Source organism: Clostridioides sp. LIBA-7678, from assembly GCF_056716065.1.
Genome location: NZ_CP196987.1, coordinates 3,659,307 through 3,680,831, shown reverse-complemented (window position 1 = coordinate 3,680,831; position 21,525 = coordinate 3,659,307). Strand labels below are relative to the sequence as shown.

The 21,525-nt window shown below is 30.2% G+C and carries 18 protein-coding genes; 12 read left to right on the top strand and 6 right to left on the bottom strand.

What is annotated here, in order from left to right; genetic code table 11:
* Positions 1 to 29: 29 nt before the first annotated feature.
* The 9 genes from hydA to eno all read left to right on the top strand — a co-directional run bounded on the left by hydA (position 30) and on the right by eno (position 13,379).
* Entirely contained in the window at positions 30 to 1,421 is a 1,392-nt protein-coding gene (gene hydA / locus ACTG46_RS17055; RefSeq protein WP_054271655.1) for a dihydropyrimidinase, read from the top strand.
* Positions 1,415 to 3,976, top strand: a complete 2,562-nt coding sequence (xdh, locus tag ACTG46_RS17050) for a selenium-dependent xanthine dehydrogenase (protein ID WP_479923273.1) — start codon at positions 1,415 to 1,417, stop codon at positions 3,974 to 3,976. Before hydA ends, xdh begins: the two co-directional genes overlap by 7 nt.
* Positions 3,977 to 4,127: 151 nt before the next feature.
* Entirely contained in the window at positions 4,128 to 5,474 is a 1,347-nt protein-coding gene (gene rpoN, locus ACTG46_RS17045) for an RNA polymerase factor sigma-54 (RefSeq protein ID WP_054277599.1), read from the top strand.
* 449 nt (positions 5,475 to 5,923) lie between these two features.
* Positions 5,924 to 6,946, top strand: a complete 1,023-nt coding sequence (locus ACTG46_RS17040) for a sugar-binding transcriptional regulator (protein ID WP_054271652.1) — start codon at positions 5,924 to 5,926, stop codon at positions 6,944 to 6,946.
* Between the two features lie 59 nt (positions 6,947 to 7,005).
* Complete coding sequence (gene gap, locus ACTG46_RS17035; RefSeq protein WP_021385974.1) at positions 7,006 to 8,013, top strand: type I glyceraldehyde-3-phosphate dehydrogenase; 1,008 nt, start codon at positions 7,006 to 7,008, stop codon at positions 8,011 to 8,013.
* 221 nt (positions 8,014 to 8,234) lie between these two features.
* The gene (locus ACTG46_RS17030) at positions 8,235 to 9,437 is read left to right on the top strand and encodes a phosphoglycerate kinase (protein WP_054271651.1); all 1,203 of its coding nucleotides are present in this window, start codon (positions 8,235 to 8,237) and stop codon (positions 9,435 to 9,437) included.
* Positions 9,438 to 9,462: 25 nt separating this feature from the next.
* Positions 9,463 to 10,206 carry a triose-phosphate isomerase gene (gene tpiA / locus ACTG46_RS17025; protein ID WP_407814603.1) on the top strand — a complete coding sequence of 248 codons (744 nt, stop codon included), beginning with the start codon at positions 9,463 to 9,465 and terminating at the stop codon, positions 10,204 to 10,206.
* An 11-nt stretch (positions 10,207 to 10,217) separates the two neighbouring features.
* Complete coding sequence (gene gpmI, locus ACTG46_RS17020) at positions 10,218 to 11,747, top strand: 2,3-bisphosphoglycerate-independent phosphoglycerate mutase (protein WP_054271649.1); 1,530 nt, start codon at positions 10,218 to 10,220, stop codon at positions 11,745 to 11,747.
* A 339-nt stretch (positions 11,748 to 12,086) separates the two neighbouring features.
* Positions 12,087 to 13,379 (top strand): phosphopyruvate hydratase, encoded by a 1,293-nt coding sequence (eno, locus tag ACTG46_RS17015; RefSeq protein ID WP_479923272.1) that lies wholly within the window; start codon positions 12,087 to 12,089, stop codon positions 13,377 to 13,379.
* A 119-nt stretch (positions 13,380 to 13,498) separates the two neighbouring features.
* On the opposite strand, the gene ACTG46_RS17010 is transcribed toward eno, so the two are convergent.
* Positions 13,499 to 13,927 (bottom strand): MarR family winged helix-turn-helix transcriptional regulator, encoded by a 429-nt coding sequence (locus ACTG46_RS17010; RefSeq protein ID WP_054277596.1) that lies wholly within the window; start codon positions 13,925 to 13,927, stop codon positions 13,499 to 13,501.
* An 84-nt stretch (positions 13,928 to 14,011) separates the two neighbouring features.
* Here ACTG46_RS17010 and ACTG46_RS17005 point away from each other — a divergent pair, with 84 nt between their 5' ends.
* Positions 14,012 to 14,518 (top strand): GNAT family N-acetyltransferase, encoded by a 507-nt coding sequence (locus ACTG46_RS17005; protein WP_479923271.1) that lies wholly within the window; start codon positions 14,012 to 14,014, stop codon positions 14,516 to 14,518.
* A 117-nt stretch (positions 14,519 to 14,635) separates the two neighbouring features.
* The gene (secG, locus tag ACTG46_RS17000; RefSeq protein WP_003421948.1) at positions 14,636 to 14,860 is read left to right on the top strand and encodes a preprotein translocase subunit SecG; all 225 of its coding nucleotides are present in this window, start codon (positions 14,636 to 14,638) and stop codon (positions 14,858 to 14,860) included.
* 477 nt (positions 14,861 to 15,337) lie between these two features.
* Here secG and ACTG46_RS16995 read toward each other — a convergent pair whose 3' ends face one another.
* From ACTG46_RS16995 to ACTG46_RS16975, 5 genes are all read right to left on the bottom strand, one after another.
* Positions 15,338 to 16,276, bottom strand: a complete 939-nt coding sequence (locus tag ACTG46_RS16995; RefSeq protein WP_054271645.1) for an AEC family transporter — start codon at positions 16,274 to 16,276, stop codon at positions 15,338 to 15,340.
* Between the two features lie 3 nt (positions 16,277 to 16,279).
* Positions 16,280 to 16,654, bottom strand: coding sequence for a VOC family protein (locus ACTG46_RS16990; protein ID WP_479923270.1), 375 nt, complete (start codon positions 16,652 to 16,654; stop codon positions 16,280 to 16,282).
* 271 nt (positions 16,655 to 16,925) lie between these two features.
* Positions 16,926 to 17,423 (bottom strand): YbhB/YbcL family Raf kinase inhibitor-like protein, encoded by a 498-nt coding sequence (locus ACTG46_RS16985; protein WP_479923269.1) that lies wholly within the window; start codon positions 17,421 to 17,423, stop codon positions 16,926 to 16,928.
* Positions 17,424 to 17,546: 123 nt separating this feature from the next.
* The gene (locus ACTG46_RS16980; protein ID WP_054271643.1) at positions 17,547 to 17,909 is read right to left on the bottom strand and encodes a winged helix-turn-helix transcriptional regulator; all 363 of its coding nucleotides are present in this window, start codon (positions 17,907 to 17,909) and stop codon (positions 17,547 to 17,549) included.
* Positions 17,910 to 17,926: 17 nt separating this feature from the next.
* Complete coding sequence (locus tag ACTG46_RS16975) at positions 17,927 to 18,541, bottom strand: HEAT repeat domain-containing protein (protein ID WP_074179913.1); 615 nt, start codon at positions 18,539 to 18,541, stop codon at positions 17,927 to 17,929.
* Between the two features lie 599 nt (positions 18,542 to 19,140).
* Between ACTG46_RS16975 and rnr the strand changes: the two genes are divergently transcribed.
* Positions 19,141 to 21,276: a ribonuclease R gene (rnr, locus tag ACTG46_RS16970; RefSeq protein ID WP_054271641.1), complete on the top strand. Its 2,136-nt coding sequence runs from the start codon at positions 19,141 to 19,143 to the stop codon at positions 21,274 to 21,276.
* The last annotated feature ends 249 nt before the right edge of the window (positions 21,277 to 21,525 follow it).

Here is a 21,525-nt window from a genome sequence, read left to right as displayed (position 1 = left end):
TGATACGTTATAAGTAAGGTGGAGTCTATATGGGAATTGTTTTAAAAGGTGGCAAAGTAGTAACAAGTGAAAAAACTTACTGTGCAGATGTAAGAATAGAAGATGAAAAAATAGTCGATATAGGTTTTGATATATCAAAAGAAAATGATGAAATAGTCGATGTTAGTGATTCTTATGTTATACCAGGAGGTATAGATACACACACTCACTTTGACTTAGATACAGGGGTTACTAAAACAGCAGATAACTTTGAGACAGGAACAAAAGCTGCTATAGTTGGAGGAACTACTACTATATTGGATTTTGCTACACAAGCTAAGGGATGTTCTTTAAGAGAAGGATTAGAAGAATGGCATGAAAAAGCCAAAGATAAATCTTACTCAGATTATGGTTTTCACATGGCTATAACAGACTGGAATGACTCAGTTTGTAATGAAATGGAAGATATGGTAAAAGAGGGTGTATCTTCATTTAAATTGTATATGGCATATAAAGGAAGTCTCCAAGTTGATGATGGTGTCATATTTGAAGCCTTGAGAAAAGCAGAAGAGATAGGTGGAATTATTGGATTCCATTGTGAAAATGGGGATATAATATGTGAACTTGTGGATAAAGCGAGGGCAGAAAATAATTTGTCTCCAAAATATCATCAATTAACTAGACCAGCTATACTCGAGGCAGAAGCTACATCAAGGCTTATGAAGATAGCTGAAGTTGCAAATTCTAAGGTGTATGTAGTTCATCTAAGTTGCAAAGAATCCTTGGATGAAGTTTTAAAAGCTAAGCAAAGAGGTGTGGATGTAATAGTTGAAACTTGTCCTCAGTACCTTCTATTAAATGATAAATTGTATGATTTAGATGGATTTGAAAGTGCTAAATACGTTATGTCACCACCTTTAAGAGATAAAGAAAATAATGAAATATTATGGAATGCTATTTCAGATAGTCAAATAGATACTATAGGAACAGACCATTGTTCTTTTAATTATAGGGGACAAAAGGAGCTTGGAATAAACGATTTCAGCAAGATACCAAATGGTTCTCCAGGTGTAGAACATAGGATGAGTCTTTTATACACATATGGAGTATGTAAAAATAAAATATCTATTAACAAAATGGTAGAAGTAACATCAACTAATGCAGCAAAATTATTTGGAATGTATCCTAGTAAAGGAACTATAGAAATAGGTAGTGATGCAGATATATTAGTCTTAAATCCAAACAAGAAAACTAAAATAGAAGCAAAGAAACAATTGCAAAATGTAGATTATACACCTTATGAAGGGTATGAAGTGGATTGTCAAATAGAACATGTTTATTTAAGAGGAAAAGAAGTAGTTAAAGAGGGAGAGTTAATCTGTAATACTCCAAGTGGGAAATATATAAAGAGGCGTCTAACAAAGGGGGCTAGAGAATGGTAGAATTTATATTAAATGGAAAGAAAGTTGTTGCAAAAGAAGGAAAAAAACTTTTGGACTTCCTTAGAGAAGATATGAATATAACTTCAGTTAAAAATGGATGCTCAGAAGGTGCTTGTGGAACATGTGTGGTTATAATAGATGGCAAAGCAACTAAAGCATGTGTATTTAAAACTGATAAATTAGCTGGGAAAAACATAACGACTATAGAGGGATTATCAGAAAGAGAAAGAGATGTTTTTGCATATTCTTTTGCTAGCCAAGGAGCTGTACAATGTGGATTTTGTATTCCAGGTATGGTAATTAGTTCAAAAGCACTCATAGACGTTAACGATAATCCTACTGAAGAGGATATAAAGAAAGCTTTAAAAGGTAATATATGTAGATGTACAGGATATGTAAAAATAATTAAAGCTGTCGATTTAGCAGCAAAGATTTTTAGAGAAGATATAGATGTACCAAAAGTAAACTGTAAAGGTCTAGTAGGTGAAAATCTTCCTAGAGTTGATGCAGTAGGTAAAGCACTTGGATATTCTGAATATGTAGATGATATGAGAATTGAGGGTATGATTTATGGTTCAGCAGTTAGAGCAAAATATCCTAGAGCTTTAGTCAAAAAAATAGATATAGAAGAAGCAAAAGCCTATCCAGGAGTTGTTGCAGTGTTAACAGCTAAAGATATTCCAGGAACTATAAAAGTAGGTCACTTAAAGAAGGATTGGGACACTTTAATACCAGAAGGTGAAATAACTAGATATTTAGGTGATGGAATAGTCTTAGTAGCAGCAGAAACTAGAGAAGCATTAGAAGAAGCAAAAAAGCTAGTTAAAATAGATTATGAAGAATTAACACCATTAAGTACTACAGCAGATGCTCTTAGAGAGGATGCTCCAAAGATACATGAGACAGGTAATATACTTGTTAAGGAACATTTAGTAAGAGGAAACGCTGAAGAAAAGATAGAAAATTCAAAATATGTTGTAACTAAAAGATATACTACACCTGCTACAGAACATGCATTTTTAGAGCCTGAGTGTGCAGTAGCTGGTCCTTATGAAGAAGATGGAGTAATAATCTATTCAACAGACCAAGGAGTATTTGCTACTCAGCATGAATGTGCAGACATGTTAGGGTTACCACATGAAAAAGTAAGAGTGATAAATAAAATGGTAGGTGGAGGATTTGGTGGAAAAGAAGATATGAGCGTTCAACACCATGCAGCCTTACTTGCTTATCATACGAAAAGATTTGTAAAGGTACAGTTAACAAGAAAAGAAAGTATTATTGTTCATCCAAAACGACATGCCACAGAAATGGAATTTACGACAGCATGTGATGAAAATGGATATTTAACAGGGATGAAAGCAACTATAATATCTGATACAGGTGCATATGCATCTCTTGGAGGACCAGTACTACAAAGATTGTGTACTCATGCAGCAGGACCATATAATTATCAAGATATTGATATAACAGGAACAGCTGTATATACTAATAATCCTCCTGGTGGAGCATTTAGAGGTTTTGGAGTTACACAGAGTTGTTTTGCAACAGAATGTAACCTAAATTTACTTGCTGAAATGGCAGGGATATCACCTTGGGAAATAAGATATAAGAATGCAATAAGACCTGGGCAAGTTTTACCAAATGGTCAATTTGCAGATGAAGGAACAGCAATGGCAGAAACGCTAGAAGCTGTGAAAGAAGAGTATGAGAAGCACCCACGTGCAGGTATAGCTTGTGCAATGAAAAATAGTGGAGTTGGCGTTGGTATACCTGATGTTGGAAGATGCAGATTAGTAATAAAAGATGGAAGAGTTCATATAAGAACAAGTGCTTCTTGTATAGGTCAAGGTCTTGGTACTGTTATGACTCAAGTAGTTTGTGAAGCTACTGGTTTACCACCTGAAAGTATAGTGCATGAAGTTCCAGATACTCATCTTACACCAGATTCTGGTAATACTACCGCTTCAAGACAGACAGTATTTACAGGAGAAGCTACTAAAGTTGCATCAAATAAATTAAAAGAAGTTTTAGAATCTGGTAAAACTTTACATGAGCTAGAGGGAGAAGAGTTTTACGGAGAATATTCAAGTGTTACAGATAAAATGGGTTGTGATAAGGAAAATCCAGTAAGCCATGTCGCTTATGGGTATGCGACACAAGTTGTAATGCTAGATGAAAATGGAAAATTGGAAAAAGTAGTGGCAGCGCATGACGTTGGAAGAGCTATAAATCCAATCAGTTTAGAAGGACAAATAGAAGGTGGAGTAGTTATGGGTCTTGGATACGCTCTAACTGAGGATTACCCAGTAGTTAACTCTGTGCCTACAGCTAAATTTGGTACATTAGGTTTATTTAAGTCTACAGATATACCAGAAATACAAGCTGTGATAGTTGAAAAGAACAAAGATTTACTGGCTTATGGAGCAAAAGGTGTAGGAGAAATTTGTACAGTTCCTACTGCACCAGCAGTACAAAATGCCTATTATGTATTTGATAAAGAGTTTAGAACTGAACTACCATTACAAAATACTCCATATAGCAAAAAAAAGTAACAAAAAAAAGAAATATTAAATAAAAAAATAGATGAAATTGTAAATAAAAAAAACCCTTTTGCATAAGGTATATTTTAAATGATAGAATATACATATACAGGAGGGTTTTTCTTTTATAAAATAAGTTTAATAAAATTGAGAGGTGAGCAGAATGAATTTTAATAATAGTCTAGAATTAACTCAGTCTCAGAAGCTAATAATGACTACACAACTCAAACAATCATTATCGATATTAAATATGAGTAAGTTAGAATTAGAAGAAGAGATTAAAAGAGAGGCAGAGAATAACCCATTAGTTGAAGTTGAAAAAAGTGGGGAAATAAATTGGGAAGAATATATAAAGGATATGGACAAGTCAAGACGTTTAGACAGAACAGAGATAAGCTATAATCCTGATAATGAAGTTAATCTAGAAAATTTAGTTAAATATTCGTCAAATTTATATGAGGATTTGAAATTTCAGATAAGCTTATATAAACTGACAGATAAAGAATTGGAAGTCTGTGAGTATATAATTGACAGTTTAGATGAGGATGGATATTTAAGAACTGAGGAAAAAGTAATTGTTGATACTTTAAAGATAGATGAGGAACTTTTTGAAAAATGTTTGATTAGTGTTCAGCAGTTGGAACCTAGTGGAGTAGGAGCAAGAAGTCTTTCAGAATGTCTGATGATTCAAATGGCAAGTTTAGGAATATATAATGAAATTTTAGAGGAAATCGTTACAAAAGACTTAAATTTGATTGCAAATAATAAATATAAAGAGATAAGTAAAAAATACAATATGTCACTACAAAAGTGTGTTGAACTAATAAATATAATTAAAACATTAGACCCAAAACCAGGAAGAACTTGCTCAGTAGAAAAAAGTGTGTACATTCAACCCGATGTAACTGTAGAAAAAATTGATGATGAATTTATTGTATATTTAAATGAAAAAGATTCTTATCAGATAAGAATCAATAATTATTATAAAGACATATTAAAAAATTCACAGTCTGATGAAAGTGCAAAGGAATTTATAAAAGAAAGACTAAATTCAGCAACAGGACTTATGAAAAATATAGAAAGTAGGAAAACTACTGTACTTAAGATTGCAGAAGAAATAGTAAAAGCTCAAGATGAATTTTTGAGAAAAGGGACAAAATATATAAAACCTTTAAAAATGAAAGACATAGCAGAAAAATTGGAATTCCATGAATCTACTATAAGTAGAGGTGTAAATGGTAAATATATGCTGACACCTTTTGGTGTGTATGAATTTAGATATTTCTTTAGTAGTGCCATTGAAACTGAGAATAATGAAATGGCATCTAGTACAAGCATAAAAAAAATTATAAAGGAAACAATAAAAGACGAAAATAAAAAGAAACCTTTAAGTGATGACCATATATCTAAGCTACTAAAAGAAAAAGGAATCAATGTTGCAAGAAGAACAGTTGCCAAATATCGTGAAGAATTAGGAATTTTATCTTCAAGTAAGAGAAAAGAATACTAATAAGTAAAAGACAAATATCAGTAGAACAAGGGGAAAAGGCTAATTAAAAGGGGAATGAAAATTAGGCTAAAAATGTTATGAAATAAAATACTAAAAAAATAGAAAACATAATTTAAATAAAAGTTTGGAAAGAATGATTAAATATTAGAACAAGAAGAATACTGGTATAAATAAAATATTATTAAATTTAATAATTACAAAAGGAAAAACACATAGAGTATAAATAAGACAAAAATATAAAAACATATATAAAAAACCTTATATAAAAAGAAAAAATACTGTACTTTGAAAATGGTGGAGAAATATTCTACAAAACAAAAAAATAAAAAAGTTTTTGAAAAACTATTGAAATCTATACGCAAATCCTATAAAATAAAAATATCTTGTGGGACTTAAATAAACACTAGGGACACAAAAAGTCCCGAAAGGAAAGTAATAAGGAGTATGTTATGAAGAACTTATTAGAAATTCAAAAGAAATTAATTCCACAGGCAATTGAACTTATGGAAAGAAGATACTCTATTTTAAGACAAATATCTTTAAGCGAGCCAATAGGTAGAAGAACCTTATCAAATGTATTAGAAATTAGTGAAAGAATAATCAGGTCAGAGACAGAGTTTTTAAAAGAGCAAGGGCTTATAGATGTAGCTGTATCTGGAATGACCATCACTAAAGAAGGTTCAGATTTGTTAGACAAACTTAAAGACATCATGAGTGACATCATGGGATTGTCTAAATTACAAGATAGAGTTAGAGAAAAGCTTGGAATAAAAAAGGTAATACTAGTTCCTGGAAGCTGTGATGAAAATGGAAGTTTACTAAAAGATGTAACTCGATATGGATGTGAGTATTTCTTAAACATCTTGAAAGATGGAGATATTGTTTCAATAACTGGTGGAAGCACTATGTTGGAGTTTTCAAACGTTATTAAAACTGATAAGAGATACCCAAACTCTACAATAGTACCAGCTAGAGGAAGTATGGGAACTGATGTAGAGATGCAATCTAATAACATAGTTGCTTCAGTAAGTAAGAAGTTACATTCTAATTGCAAACTTTTACATATACCAGATGAGTTGGATGAAAGTGCAATGAAAACTCTTAGCCAAGTGCCAGAGATTAAGACAACTTTGGAGTATATTAAAAGAACAGACATTTTAGTTTTTAGTATAGGTAGAGCAGATGTCATGGCAAAGAGAAGAAAACTTCCAGAAGATAAGGTTGATGAGATATTATCTAAAAATGCAGTTGGAGAAGCATTTGGATATTATTTCAATAAAGATGGAGAAATAGTTTATAAATTGAATACTGTTGGAATTGATTTGGAGACAGTTAAACAAGTAAAAGAAACTATTGCAATCTTTGCAGGTACTGAAAAAGTAGAAGCCTTATTAGCCATATCGAATATGCATAAAAACATGGTTCTTGTAACAGATGAAGAAAGTGCTTATAAGATATTGTCATTATTATAAAAGTCAAGACCTAGCACAGAGCTAGAAAACATACATTTACTTTATAGGAGGTAGCGAAAATGGTTAAAGTAGCTATAAATGGATTTGGAAGAATAGGAAGATTAGCATTAAGAAAAATGATGGAGCAACAAGATATGTTCGAGGTTGTTGCAATAAACGACTTAACAGATGCTAAAATGTTAGCTCATTTATTTAAATATGATACAGCTCAAGGAAGATTTAATGGAGAGATAGAAGTTAAAGAAGGTGCTTTTGTAGTAAACGGAAAAGAAATAAAAGTAACAGCAGAAAGAAATCCTGCTGACCTACCATGGGCTGAACTAGGAGTAGATATAGTATTAGAATGTACAGGATTCTTTACATCTAAAGATAAAGCTGAAGCTCATATACAAGCAGGAGCTAAAAAAGTTGTTATATCTGCACCAGCTACTGGAGATTTAAAAACAATAGTATTCAACACAAACAGTGACATATTAGATGGTTCTGAAACAGTTATATCAGGAGCTTCTTGTACAACTAACTGTTTAGCTCCAATGGCTAAAGTATTAAACGACAAATACGGTATAGAAAAAGGATTAATGACTACTATACATGCATACACTAATGACCAAAACACTTTAGATGGTCCTCATCCAAAAGGTGACTTAAGAAGAGCTAGAGCTGCTGCTGGAAACATAGTTCCAAACACTACAGGAGCTGCAAAAGCAATCGGTCTAGTAATACCTTCATTAAAAGGAAAATTAGATGGTGCAGCACAAAGAGTACCAGTTGTAACTGGTTCAATAACTGAATTAGTTTGTACATTAGGAAAAAATGTTACAGTTGAAGAAATAAATGCAGCTATGAAAGAAGCTTCAAACGAATCTTTCGGATACACTGAAGAAATGTTAGTATCTTCTGACATAATCGGAATAAGCTACGGTTCATTATTTGACGCTACTCAAACAAAAGTTATGGAAGTAGATGGAAAGCAATTAGTTAAAGTTGTTTCTTGGTATGATAATGAAATGTCTTATACTTCTCAATTAATAAGAACTTTAGGATACTTTGCACAATTAGCAAAATAGTCAGCTTTGAGAAAATAGAAAAGTAGATTGACAAAGTCCGAGTTTGTAGTTTAATACTACGGACTCAGGACTTTTTTTAAGAAAAAATATATAAAATACACCTAAATAATGTTACATACTATATATAAAAATATGATAATATGATATATTTAATAGGGTAAAAGTATGTACTATATTATACTTGGCAATAAAAAATTACTTTATTAAAAGGAGAGATATTTATGTCAATGCTTAACAAAAAAACTATAGAAGATATTGATGTGTGCGGAAAAAAAGTATTAGTGAGATGTGACTTTAATGTGCCATTACAAGATGGTGTAATTACTGATGAAAATAGATTGAACGGAGCTTTACCAACGATTCAATATTTGATTTCTAAAGGAGCAAAAGTTATATTATGCTCTCATTTAGGAAAACCAAAGGGAGAAGCTAAACCAGAATTATCTTTAGCACCAGTTGCAAAGAGATTATCTGAAATGTTAGGTAAAGAAGTGGTATTTGCAGCGGACGATAATGTTGTAGGAGAAAATGCAAAAAAAGCTACTGAGAACATGGAAAACGGAGATGTAGTATTATTAGAGAATACTAGATATAGAAAAGAAGAAACTAAAAACGAAGAAAACTACTCTAAAGAATTAGCTTCACTTGCTGAAATATTTGTAAATGATGCATTTGGAACTGCTCATAGAGCACACTGTTCAACAGTTGGAGCGGGAGAATTTTTACAAGAGAGAGTTTGCGGATACTTAATCCAAAAAGAATTAAAATTCTTAGGAGAAGCTGTTGCAAATCCAGTGAGACCATTTACGGCTATACTTGGAGGAGCTAAGGTTTCTGATAAATTAGCTGTTATAAATGAATTATTAGAAAAAGTTGATAACCTAATAATAGGTGGAGGAATGGCTTATACATTCTTAAAAGCTCAAGGTTATGAAGTAGGAACATCTCTACTTGAAATAGATAAGGTAGAATATGCAAAAGAAATGATGGAGAAAGCTAAAAATAAAGGGGTTAATTTACTATTACCAGTAGATGTTGTTATGGCAGACCACTTTGCACCAGATGCAACTCCAATAGTAACAGAAGATGCTAATGTAAAAGAAGATTATATGGGATTAGACATGGGACCTAAGACTATAGCAAACTTTGTAAAAACTATAAAAGAATCAAAAACTGTAGTATGGAATGGACCAATGGGAGTGTTTGAATTTGAGAACTTTGCAAATGGAACATTATCAGTAGCTAAGGCTATGGCAGAGTTAACCGATGCGACTACTGTAATTGGTGGTGGAGATAGTGCAGCTGCAGTTAATCAATTAGGATTTGGTGATAAGATGACTCACGTATCAACAGGTGGTGGAGCATCACTAGAATTTTTAGAAGGTAAAGAATTACCAGGTATTGCAGCATTAGATAATAAATAAACTAATATATAGAGGAGATTGTAAAATGAGAAAACCTATAATTGCAGGAAACTGGAAAATGCATAAAACAATAAAAGAAGCTTTAGAATTTGTAAATGAAGTTAAAGATAAAGTTAATTCTGATAAAGTAGAGGCTGTTATATGTGCACCATTTACTTTATTAAAGGATTTAAAAGAAGCTACTAAGGGTACAAATATAAAGATAGGTGCTCAAAATATGCACTTTGAAGAAAAAGGAGCATTTACAGGAGAAGTTTCACCTCTTATGTTAAAAGAAATAGATATGGACTATGTTGTAATAGGACATTCAGAAAGAAGACAATACTTCAATGAAACTGATGAAACTGTAAATAAAAAAGTTTTAAAAGCTTTAGAAGTAGAGATAGACCCAATACTATGCGTTGGAGAAACTTTAGAGCAAAGAGAAGCTGGAAAAACTAAAGATGTTTGTAAAGTTCAAGTTGAAAAAGCTTTAGAAAATGTTCTTAAATATGATTTAGCAAAAGTAGTCGTTGCATATGAGCCAATCTGGGCTATTGGAACTGGTAAAACTGCAACTGCTGAAGATGCTAATGATGTTATATCATATATAAGAGAAGTTATAAAAGGATTATATGGAGAATTAGCTAATGAAGTTAGAATACAATATGGTGGAAGTGTTAAACCTTCAAATGTAGCTGAAATAATGGGTCAAAGTGACATAGATGGAGCTTTAGTAGGTGGAGCTAGTTTAGCTAGTAATGACTACCTAGACCTTGTTAATTTCTAAGGAGTGAAATGATGAAAAAACCAGTTGCTTTAATTATTATGGACGGGTTTGGATATAATAAGGATGTTAATGGAAATGCAATTGCTAAGTCCAAAACTCCTAACTTAGATAAAATAATGAAAGAGTATCCAAACACATTGATAAATGCTAGTGGTCTTGATGTTGGTTTACCTGATGGTCAAATGGGAAATTCAGAAGTTGGTCATACTAATATAGGTGCAGGTAGAATTGTGTATCAGGATTTAACTAGAATAACAAAATCTATAAAAGATGGTGACTTTTTTAATAATGAAGTTTTATGTGAAGCTATGGATAATGCAAAAGAGCATTCTCTTCATGTAATGGGACTTTTGTCTGATGGAGGAGTACATTCACATATAGACCATCTTAAAGCTATAATCAAAATGGCAAAAGATAAAGGTATAAAAAAGGTGTATGTTCATGCATTTACTGATGGTAGAGACACTGACCCTCAGAGTGCACTTGAATATGCTAAAGAAGTACAAGCTAGTATGGATGAAATTGGAGTAGGAGAATTTGCTACAGTTTCTGGTAGATATTATGCTATGGATAGAGATAAGAGATGGGAAAGAGTAGAGCTTGCATACAATGCTATGGTTAGAGGTATTGGTGAAAAAGCAACTTCTATTGAGGAAGCTATTCAAAACTCTTATGACAATGGAAAAAATGATGAGTTTATAATGCCAACAGTTATTATGAAAGATGATAAGGCAGTTGGAAGTATAAAGGAAAATGATTCAATTATATTCTTTAACTTTAGACCAGATAGAGCTAGACAAATAACTAGAGCTCTAGTTTGTGAAGAGTTTGATGGATTTAAAAGAGAAGATATTAAAAACTTCTTTGTGTGCTTAACAGAGTACGATATAACTATAAAAAACGTGCATATAGCATTTGGGCCTCAATCTTTAACTAATACTCTAGGTGAGTATCTAGCTAACAATGGAAAGACTCAACTTAGAGCTGCTGAAACTGAAAAGTATGCACATGTAACTTTCTTCTTCAATGGTGGAGTAGAAGAACCAAATAAAGGCGAAGAAAGATTATTGATACCTTCTCCAAAGGTTGCAACTTATGATTTACAACCAGAAATGTCAGCATATGAATTGACAGATAAAGCTTTGGAGAAATTAGGAGAAGATAAGTTTGACTTTATAGTGTTAAACTTTGCAAACCCTGATATGGTAGGTCACACAGGAAGTGTAGAGGCGGCTATAAAAGCTGTTGAGACTGTGGATACTTGTGTAGGAAAATTAATAGATAAAATAGTAGAATTAGGTGGAAGTGCAATAATAACTGCCGACCACGGAAATGCTGAATATATGTTAGACCCAGAAACAGGAAAGACTGTAACAGCTCATTCTATTAATCCAGTACCATTTATTGTAGTTGGTCAAGAATTTGAAAGTGCAAAGTTATTGGATGGAGGAAGATTGTCCGATATAGCACCAACTGTTTTAGATATGATGAAGTTAGAAAAACCAGAAGAAATGACTGGTCATTCACTTATCTCAAGATAATTAACTCTGATAAGTAGAAAAGAAAGTATAAATATAAGCAAAAATTTTAGAATCATTAGTTGTACATTTTATGTTTAATGTTTTAAATCTAGTTATAATGTTATATATTAAAGGTTACTTTTGAATTTTAGTCAAGTTTTTTAATACTATATAAGTTAAAATATTATAAAAAATAAAATAAAAATAGGAACTTTTACAAATTTACCCATCAAATAAATTTGTACCTAATTTTCAAAAAAGTCTTTATGTACTATAATATAAAAAGTAGAGTAAAATAGTAGACGTAAGTTTACAGTAAATGAAAATTTAACTAATAGAAAATCGAAGGGAGATATACAAATGTCAGTTATTGAATTAGTATATGCTAGAGAAGTATTAGACTCAAGAGGAAATCCAACTGTAGAAGTTGAAGTAGTATTAGAAGATGGAGCAATGGGAAGAGCAATAGTTCCATCAGGAGCATCTACAGGAGCTTTTGAAGCTGTTGAATTAAGAGATGGAGATAAAGACAGATACTTAGGAAAAGGTGTAGAAACAGCTGTTGCTAACGTAAATGAAATAATAGCACCAGAAATAGAAGGAATGGATGCATTTGACCAACCAGTAATAGATGCAATGATGATAGAATTAGATGGAACTCCAAACAAAGGAAAATTAGGAGCTAATGCTATATTAGGTGTTTCAATGGCAGTAGCTAGAGCAGCTGCTGATGAAATAGGTCTTCCATTATTCCAATATTTAGGTGGAGTAAATGCTAAGCAATTACCTGTTCCAATGATGAACATATTAAATGGTGGAGAGCATGCTGATAATAACGTTGATGTTCAAGAGTTCATGATATTACCAGTAGGTGCTTGTTGCTTTAAAGAAGGTTTAAGAATGGGTGCAGAAGTATTCCATTCATTAAAGAAAGTTTTAGGAGAAAAAGGATTAGCTTGTGGTGTTGGTGACGAAGGTGGATTTGCTCCAAACTTAGGTTCAAACAGAGAAGCTTTAGAATTAATAGTTGAAGCTATAACAAAAGCTGGATATAAGCCAGGGGAAGATGTTATGTTAGGACTTGACGTTGCTGCTACAGAAATGTACAACAAAGATACTAAAAAATATGTTTTAGCAGGAGAAGGAAAAGAGTTAACTGCTGCTGAAATGGTTGCTTTATATGAAGATTGGTCAAACAACTTCCCAATAATAACTATAGAAGATGGTTTAGATGAAGAAGATTGGGATGGATGGAAATTATTAACTGAAAAATTAGGAAATAAATTACAATTAGTTGGTGACGACCTATTTGTTACTAATACAGAGAGATTAGAAAAAGGAATTGAAAATGGAGTAGCTAACTCTATATTAGTTAAAGTTAACCAAATAGGTACAATAACTGAGACTTTAGATGCTATAGAAATGGCTAAGAGAGCAGGATATACTGCTGTTATATCTCATAGATCAGGAGAAACTGAAGATTCTACTATAGCAGATTTAGCTGTTGCAGTAAACGCTGGTCAAATAAAAACTGGTGCTCCATCAAGAACTGATAGAGTTGCTAAGTACAACCAATTATTAAGAATAGAAGAAATGGTTGGAGAGCAAGCTAGATACTGTGGATTAAAATCTTTCTATAATTTGAAAAAATAGTTATTGAAGATTAAAAATATGGTATTAAAGATTAAAAAGATAACATAAAAGATAAAAATTTATCTTATAAGGGATAAGTGATAGTTGATTTTTCAATTCACTTATCCTTTTTTTATGTTTCATTTCTTACTTTTATTCACAGCTTTAGAAAAAATACGAATAAAAGTTTCTATTTCATCTTTATCTAATTGATGTAAGAGATTTCTAAATACAATTATTTCTATATCTCTATGTTCTTGTTGAGCCTTTAAACCTAATTCAGTTAAGACTAAGTTATACCCCCTTTTATCTTTAATACAGGGATTCTTTTTAATAAATTTTTTTAATTCAAGACGTTTTACAGCACTTGTTAATGTGCTTTTTGGCAATTCTAAAATTTCACTAATTTCTTTCATCATACTATTTGGATACTGTTCAACTATTTCTAAAATGCTTAATTCTACTAAAGAAATACCATGAATAGTAGGATACTTACCACTACACATTTCTGTTTTCATCTGCATACTAACAATATGCCACAGGTTGTTTAGCTCTTTTACAGGATTCATTGACTTTTACCTCCATATATGATACGATTGTCGTACTAATATAGTACGATAATCGTATTAATTTGTCAATAGGATGGTGTTTTTATGAATTTAGAGATTATACGAGCTACAATTGAAAATGCTACAGAAATGGGTTTTATACATTCTTGTTCATGGAGAAAAGCGTATAAAGGAATTATTCCAGATAAGATAATAGATGAATTCACTTCTGAAAAAAGAGCAGAAGTTTTCCAAAGAGTTATTCCAAAAGCTGAAGAGGAATATTATCTTTTTAAGGTGAATGATATACCTGCTGGTTTTGCTTCATTAAATAGAAGCCAAGAGGATAATGCTCCAAAATGTATTGGAGAAATATATTCTATATATTTCCATCCCGATTTTTGGGGAACATCTGTTACAAAAAAAGGATTACAATTTTGCATTGATAGATTAAGCAATTTAGGATATTCACATATAACGATATGGGTTCTAAAAGACAATACTAGAGCTATAAAATTCTATAAAAAAAATTGTTTTACTTGTGATGATTTTGAGAAAGAGATACATATTGGGAACAAATTATTAGAAGTACGTTATTCAAAAAAGATATAGTAATTGCATATTATTTTTGTTTGTTATTTATGGCTTAATAGTCTTGAAATGACTATATTATTGTGATACACTAAAGAGTAATGAAATTTAAGTAATAAATAGATAGGAGGGGCAATAATGAGCAACATTTTAATGGGTGTGCAAGTAGTACTAGGGATTTTACTAGTAATTAGCATAATGCCTCAAGATTCAAAGAATGCTTTGCCTTCAGAGTTTGGTGGAGAAGGAAGTCAAGCTTACTTTAAACCAAAAGGTAAACAAGCATTTCTTGCTAGAGTTACAAAGATAACAGCAGTATTATTTTTTATAAATGCATTGGCATTACTTATAGTTAAGAAGTAATGATATTGTTGAATAACTGGCCATTATTTAATTAGTGTATTTGGAAAATATTTAAAAATTAAATTTAGTTTTTAATGAAAGTACGTAAAGTAAAAAATAAAACAGGACTAATAATTTTACATTGTTAGTCCTGTTTTTATTTTAAAGATTAAGTTAGATATTTTGATTATTTATATTTATGTGTATCTTTATCAAACCAGATAATTAGTTTATTACAACTTGGACAAGTGCCACAAAATAAGCCACAAATAGCAGCAGTATTTTCACAAGGTTTCATAAAATCATCTCCATTAAGTTTTATAGTATGGCTAGTATTTTGTAAATATAAATAACACTTTCATAATATTTTATAAAATAATCTTCAATAAGGCTTATATCGTAAACATGATGTAGAAGTAAAAGCATACAACTAGAAAATATCATATAAGCAAATTTGAACATTTAATAAATAAATCTAAATATTTAGATAAGATTAACTTAAATAAGATTATTCTGTTTTAAAATAAATATTATTAAAAATACTGTAATTATAGAAAATGCAGAGGTAAATACTACAATTTGACCAGCTAGTTCACTATCAGAATCCATCTGTTGTGCCATTGTAAATGAAGAAACAGCAGTTGGAGCAGATAACATTATCATAAGTGAGGCTAATTCTACATTTCTAAATCCAAGAAGAATACTAATTGGCAAGAATATAGTAGGTACAAGTATAAGTCTTCCACATACCCCCAATAAAATAGGTCTTAGATGTCCCTTTATAGAAGAAAAACTAAAAGAGCCTCCTAATATTATAAGAGATAAAGGTGTTGCAATTTTAGATATATCTCCAATTGTCTTATGTAAAAATGTAGGGATATTAATATCTAAAATTAACATAATAAGACCTATTGCAGAAGCTATTATAAGTGGATTTGTTATAATACCTTTAATCATATGTTTTATGTTTACTTTTCCACCTCTAAAAATTTCAAGTATTACAACAGATAATACATTAAACATAGGTACAATGACTGCAATTAATAAAGATGTGACTCCAATGCTCTTATCTCCAAATAGTGAGATTGTTACAGGTATACCAAATATAACGAAATTGCTACGGAATATACCTTGTATTAATGCACCTCTTGATTTATTATCTTTTTCAATTTTAGGGATAATAAAAACTAGGATTAAGAAGGTTGAAAAAATGATTATAACAGCTACAATCATAAGTCTAAAATTAAGAGAGCCATTTAAATCTGTGTTATATATGTTAAAAAATAATAATAATGGCAAGAAGGATTTGAAACAAACATTATTCATTTTATTTAAAGTGTGTTCATCAAATAAGCCTAATTTTTTTAGAACATATCCAAGTGACATTGTGAGAAACAAAGGAAGAACAACATTTACTGATAAAATTAAATTTTCCAAAGTCTATTCTCCATAACTCGATAATTCAATTAAATTTCCATCAGGGTCTCTTAAATAAATGGATTTCATTTTACCAAAGACTCCTGTACGCTCTACAATTCCTTGTTCAACTTGAATATCATTTTGTTCTAAGTATTTTTTTGTCTCATCAATATTTTCATTTATTTCAAAACATAAATCAGCACTACCCATTTGTACGTTTTTGCTATGTGGTGAAAGTTCATGACCTTTTATATGGACATTTATCTTAAAATCTCCAGCATAAAGCTCATATCTTTTATTCATTTCCTTAAATGTAAAACCAATTTTTGTATAAAATTTGATACAATTTTCTATATTATTAGTAGTAATTACTACATGGTCTATTTTTTTTATCATAACAACTCCTTAAGATTTTATATATTGATAAACTTAACATAAATTTATTTGATTTTATAAACTGATATGATTTGTCTTGATTGTCTAATTTTATCTTGATTGTTGAATTTTATATTTATTATTGAATTTCATGTAGAGTGTTAAATTTTATGTAAATCGCAGGATTTAATGTAATCTATTAATTAAAATATAAAAAATATTCTAATAACAATTAAGCTAATCATTAATCAAATGTAGACATTTAATTAATGATTAGCTATAGTCAATCTAATTAGTTAGAATAACTTCCTTTTAATGTAAATGTATCTAAAACGTGTCCATCCATAGCTTTAAAAAACTCATTCATATAGAATCCTTTTTCAAGGTCAAGAATAGTATCAAGTGCAAATACATGTATTTCATAAACATGAGGTCTGTCTGGAGGTGCCATACCACCATATACACTGGCTTCTAATCTGTCAATACCTCCTAGTTTACCATGCCAGCTAGTAGTCCCTTGAACAAAATCAGTAGCTGTTATACTTTCATTTTCACTTAATTCATCTCTTGTTATATTTACAGCTAACCAATGTATCCACGCAAATCCACATACAGGGACAGAATCTTTGTCTTCTAAAAATACTGCAAAGGATACTGTATTCTTTGGAGCATCTTCAAACTTTAGAGGTAGTGAGTATGTAGGCATACCACCTTCATTGAATTGAGTTCCTCTTTTTCCATATTTATCTTCTATAACGCCGTTTACTATACCAGTACTAGTTACTTTCATAATAATTTACCTCCTAAATATATAATAAATTAATAGAATATTTCTGTAATTTAATTATATACCAATTGAAAATAATGGTAAATTACTTACTTTTTTGTGTGTATCTATTTAGGGGGTATCTATTTATTTTAAAATACCTTTTTCCTTAAGTATATCTTCCATGCCATTATCGAGCATAAAGTTAATTCCTATATCTTGCATTATAGCCAAAGCATCTAACATTTGCTTTCCTCGAATAGGTGTAAGTGAATACTCAACCTTAAGTGGGTAACCATCATATGTCTTTTTATCTACAAGACCAAATTCGATTAATTCTTTAAGCTGTTCAAGCAACATTTTTTGATTAATACCATTAATCTCCTTCTCAAGTTTTGATAGAGAAGTTGGTCCCATACGTAATCTCCATAATATAATAGATTTCCATTTGCCTTTTATCATATCATGTGTTAATTCTAAGGGGCAAGTATATTCATCGCGAAGTTTCAAATAAGGTCACCTCCAATTTATTTTGCTAATATACGTTTTGAAGCAAGCTTATATACAAACTCAACTTTTTTATTTGTGATATCCCATGAGTCTAATTCTTTTTTTATTAAATCTGGATATTTTTTACTTATATCTCTAAGAGCATTACCAACAGATTTTCTTAAGTATTCACTATCATTATCTTTTAAACTAGAAAGTAGAGATATAGCGACATCAGGATTAGATTTAAAATAATCTCGATTGGTCCAAATCCTAAGGCCTTCTGTGACAGCTCTTTTTACGTTTGGATTGTCAGAATTAATCCATTCTTTTATTACAGGAAGTGCTTTTTCATATCCTACCTCACTACAATAATAATCAAATGATTTAGCTAGTATTTCCTGTACTCTCCAGTTTTCATCTTTACTAACATTATCTTTTAAAAATAACAACGCTTCAGAAATTGTTATTGATATAAATCCAAGTATAAACACTGCCAATTCTCTTACTTGATAGTATTCTGATCTATATAAGTAGATTGACAGATAATAACATTTTTTTGATTCATTATTTTTTACAATCTTTTTAGCTATAGTTTCAATTTCTTTAAATCCATTTTCTATAGTAATAATTTTTGCAATTACTTCTTCCAATTTTATCTCCTCCAATAAGTAGATTAGTTTAAATTTCATGTATTTATTTGTAAAAAAAAGTTTGTTTAGTTTAGATAAAATAAAGACTTGTCAAAAAACGTTTGCAAGTCTTTAGTACTAGCATAAATAAAAAATAATAAAAAATCAACCTCATTTAACATATAAATTTACTTTTATTATGAGTTTTATATTATTAAGTTGTGTTTAAAAAATTAATTGAGTTATATAAATTTTACATGATTTGAGTATACTAATAGAATAAATTATTATATAGTAATACTTATATGAGATGAATATTTTACCAATCCTATCTGATAGTGTATAATTAGGTGATAAAGTAGATGACAAACAGTAATTTAAACAATCATAATGACATTTATACAGATAATTTATTCTTAAAGAATCAGCATAATAGTGTTTTAAGCTATTACTTTACAATTTATAATAAATACAAAATATAAATAAGTAATTTAACTTGTAGGAATAATAAAAAGTATAAAAAGTTATATGTAATTAATAAAAAAGTTTTGTTCTAAGGAATATAAAAGGTAATGTAATATAAACAATAATATAATGAAAGATTAAAATAGGAGGGAAAAATGATACCAGGACTTAAAGAGAGTTTGTTAGGATTAATAAATGAAAGCGCATATAATCCTCTAAAGAAAGAAGAATTAGCAGAAATTTTTGATATACATTCATCAGAAATGCCAATGTTCTATAATTTTTTAAATGAATTAGAAGAAGATGGTTATATAAGTTTTACTAAGAAAGGAAAAATAATATCTCCAAATCAAATGGGATATTTTGTTGGAAAATTTGTATCACATAAAAAAGGATTTGGATTTGTTGAGTCTGATGCTGAGTATACGCAAGATTTATTTATTTCAAGTGACAATATAAATGGAGCTATGCACAATGATAGAGTTATGGCAGAAATAGTTGTACCTGCGACTGAAGAAAAGAGAGCTGAAGGAAGAATAGTAAAAGTTATAAAGAGAGAGATAACTAGAATAGTGGGTACTTTTCAATCAAGTAAAACTTTTGGCTTTGTAACACCAGATAACAAGAAGTTTACTAAAGATATATATATACCTAAAAAACATTTTAGTGGAGCAGTAGATAATGATAAAGTAGTATGTGAAATTACAGTATGGCCACAAGAGGATAGAAAACCAGAAGGAAAAATTATAGAGATACTAGGTCAAAAAGGTGAAAGAGGCGTAGAAATAGACTCTATAATAAGAGAACATGGTCTTCCAGAAGAGTTTCCAAAAAAAGTATTGCAAGAAGCTGAGGCTGTGGCTGTTGAAATTCCTCAAGAAGAGATAAAAAGAAGAAGAGATTTAAGAGATTTAAACATATTTACTATAGATGGAGATGACGCAAAAGATTTAGATGATGCTATATCAATAGAAATATTACCTAATAAAAACTTTAAATTAGGAGTTCATATAGCTGATGTCACACATTATGTAAGAGAAAAAAATAAACTCGATAAAGAAGCTTTAAAAAGGGCTACATCAGTTTATCTAGTAGATAAAGTAATCCCAATGTTGCCAAAAACTCTTTCAAATGGAGTATGTAGTTTAAATCCATTTGAAGATAAGTTAACTCTTTCTATATTTATGGAAATAGACCATAAAGGAAATGTAGTTAAACATGAGATATGTGAATCTATAATAAATTCAAAAGCTAGAATGACTTATACAGAAGTGTCTGACATATTAGAGAAAGATGATGAAAAACTTAAAAAGACTTTTGAACATGTTGCAGATGACTTTAAGAATGCTGAGGTCTTAGCTAGAATTCTTATGTCAAGAAGGGAAAAAAGAGGGGCTATAGATTTCAATTTCCCAGAAGCAAAGATAATTCTAAATGGAAACGGTGAAGTTGCAGATATAAAGCCATATGAGAGAAGAATATCTAATAAGATAATAGAAGAATTTATGCTTATAAGTAATGAGACAATTGCAGAACATTTTTATTGGATGGGGATACCATTTGTGTATAGAATACATGAGACACCATCTTTGGAAAAAATGGAAGAATTGAGTAAGTTTATATCTACATTTGGATATGTAATAAAGGGTGACAAAGAGGAAGTACATCCAAAGGCATTACAAGGTATAATAGAGAAGATAAAGGGCAAAAAAGAAGAAGGTGCTATTAGTACTATAATGCTTCGTTCTTTAAAACAAGCTAAGTATTCACCAGAATGTAGTGGACATTTTGGATTAGCAGCTAAATTCTACTGTCACTTTACTTCACCAATAAGAAGATATCCTGACCTTCAAATTCATAGAATAATAAAAGAATCTTTAAATAATAAGATAAGTGGAAAGAGACAGGAACAGCTTACTACTATAGTGGATTATGCATCTGTTCAATCATCTGAAAAAGAAAGAAAAGCAGAATTGGCTGAAAGGGATGTACATGATTTCTATAAGGCTCTTTATATGAAGGATAAAGTTGGTCAAGAGTTTGAAGGCGTTGTATCTAGTGTAACTTCATTTGGAATATTTGTTGAGCTAGATAATACTATAGAAGGATTGATAAGACTTGCAAATATGAATGATGATTATTATATTTATGATGAGAGTTCTTATAGTGTTGTAGGAGAAAGAACTAAGAAGTCATATAAGATAGGTGATTTAGTTAAGATAAAAGTTGAGGGTGTAAATGTAGACTTTAAAGAAATTGATTTTGAAATAGTTGAAAAAATAGAGGAATAAGTAAAACATCTAAAATAGATATGAGAAGTTGTAGTATTTATGGTATAACTAAATTTGTAATACTCAATGCGCAATGAAAATTAGAAGTTAAAAAATATTTAATGAGAATAGATAATATAAAAATATTTGATGAAAATAGGTAGTATAAAAATACTTAGTTAAAAACAGATATTTAAAAAATAAATTTTTAATATAAAATAAGTGTATCATTTAAAACTTGAGATACACTTATTTTTTTGTTTTACATAA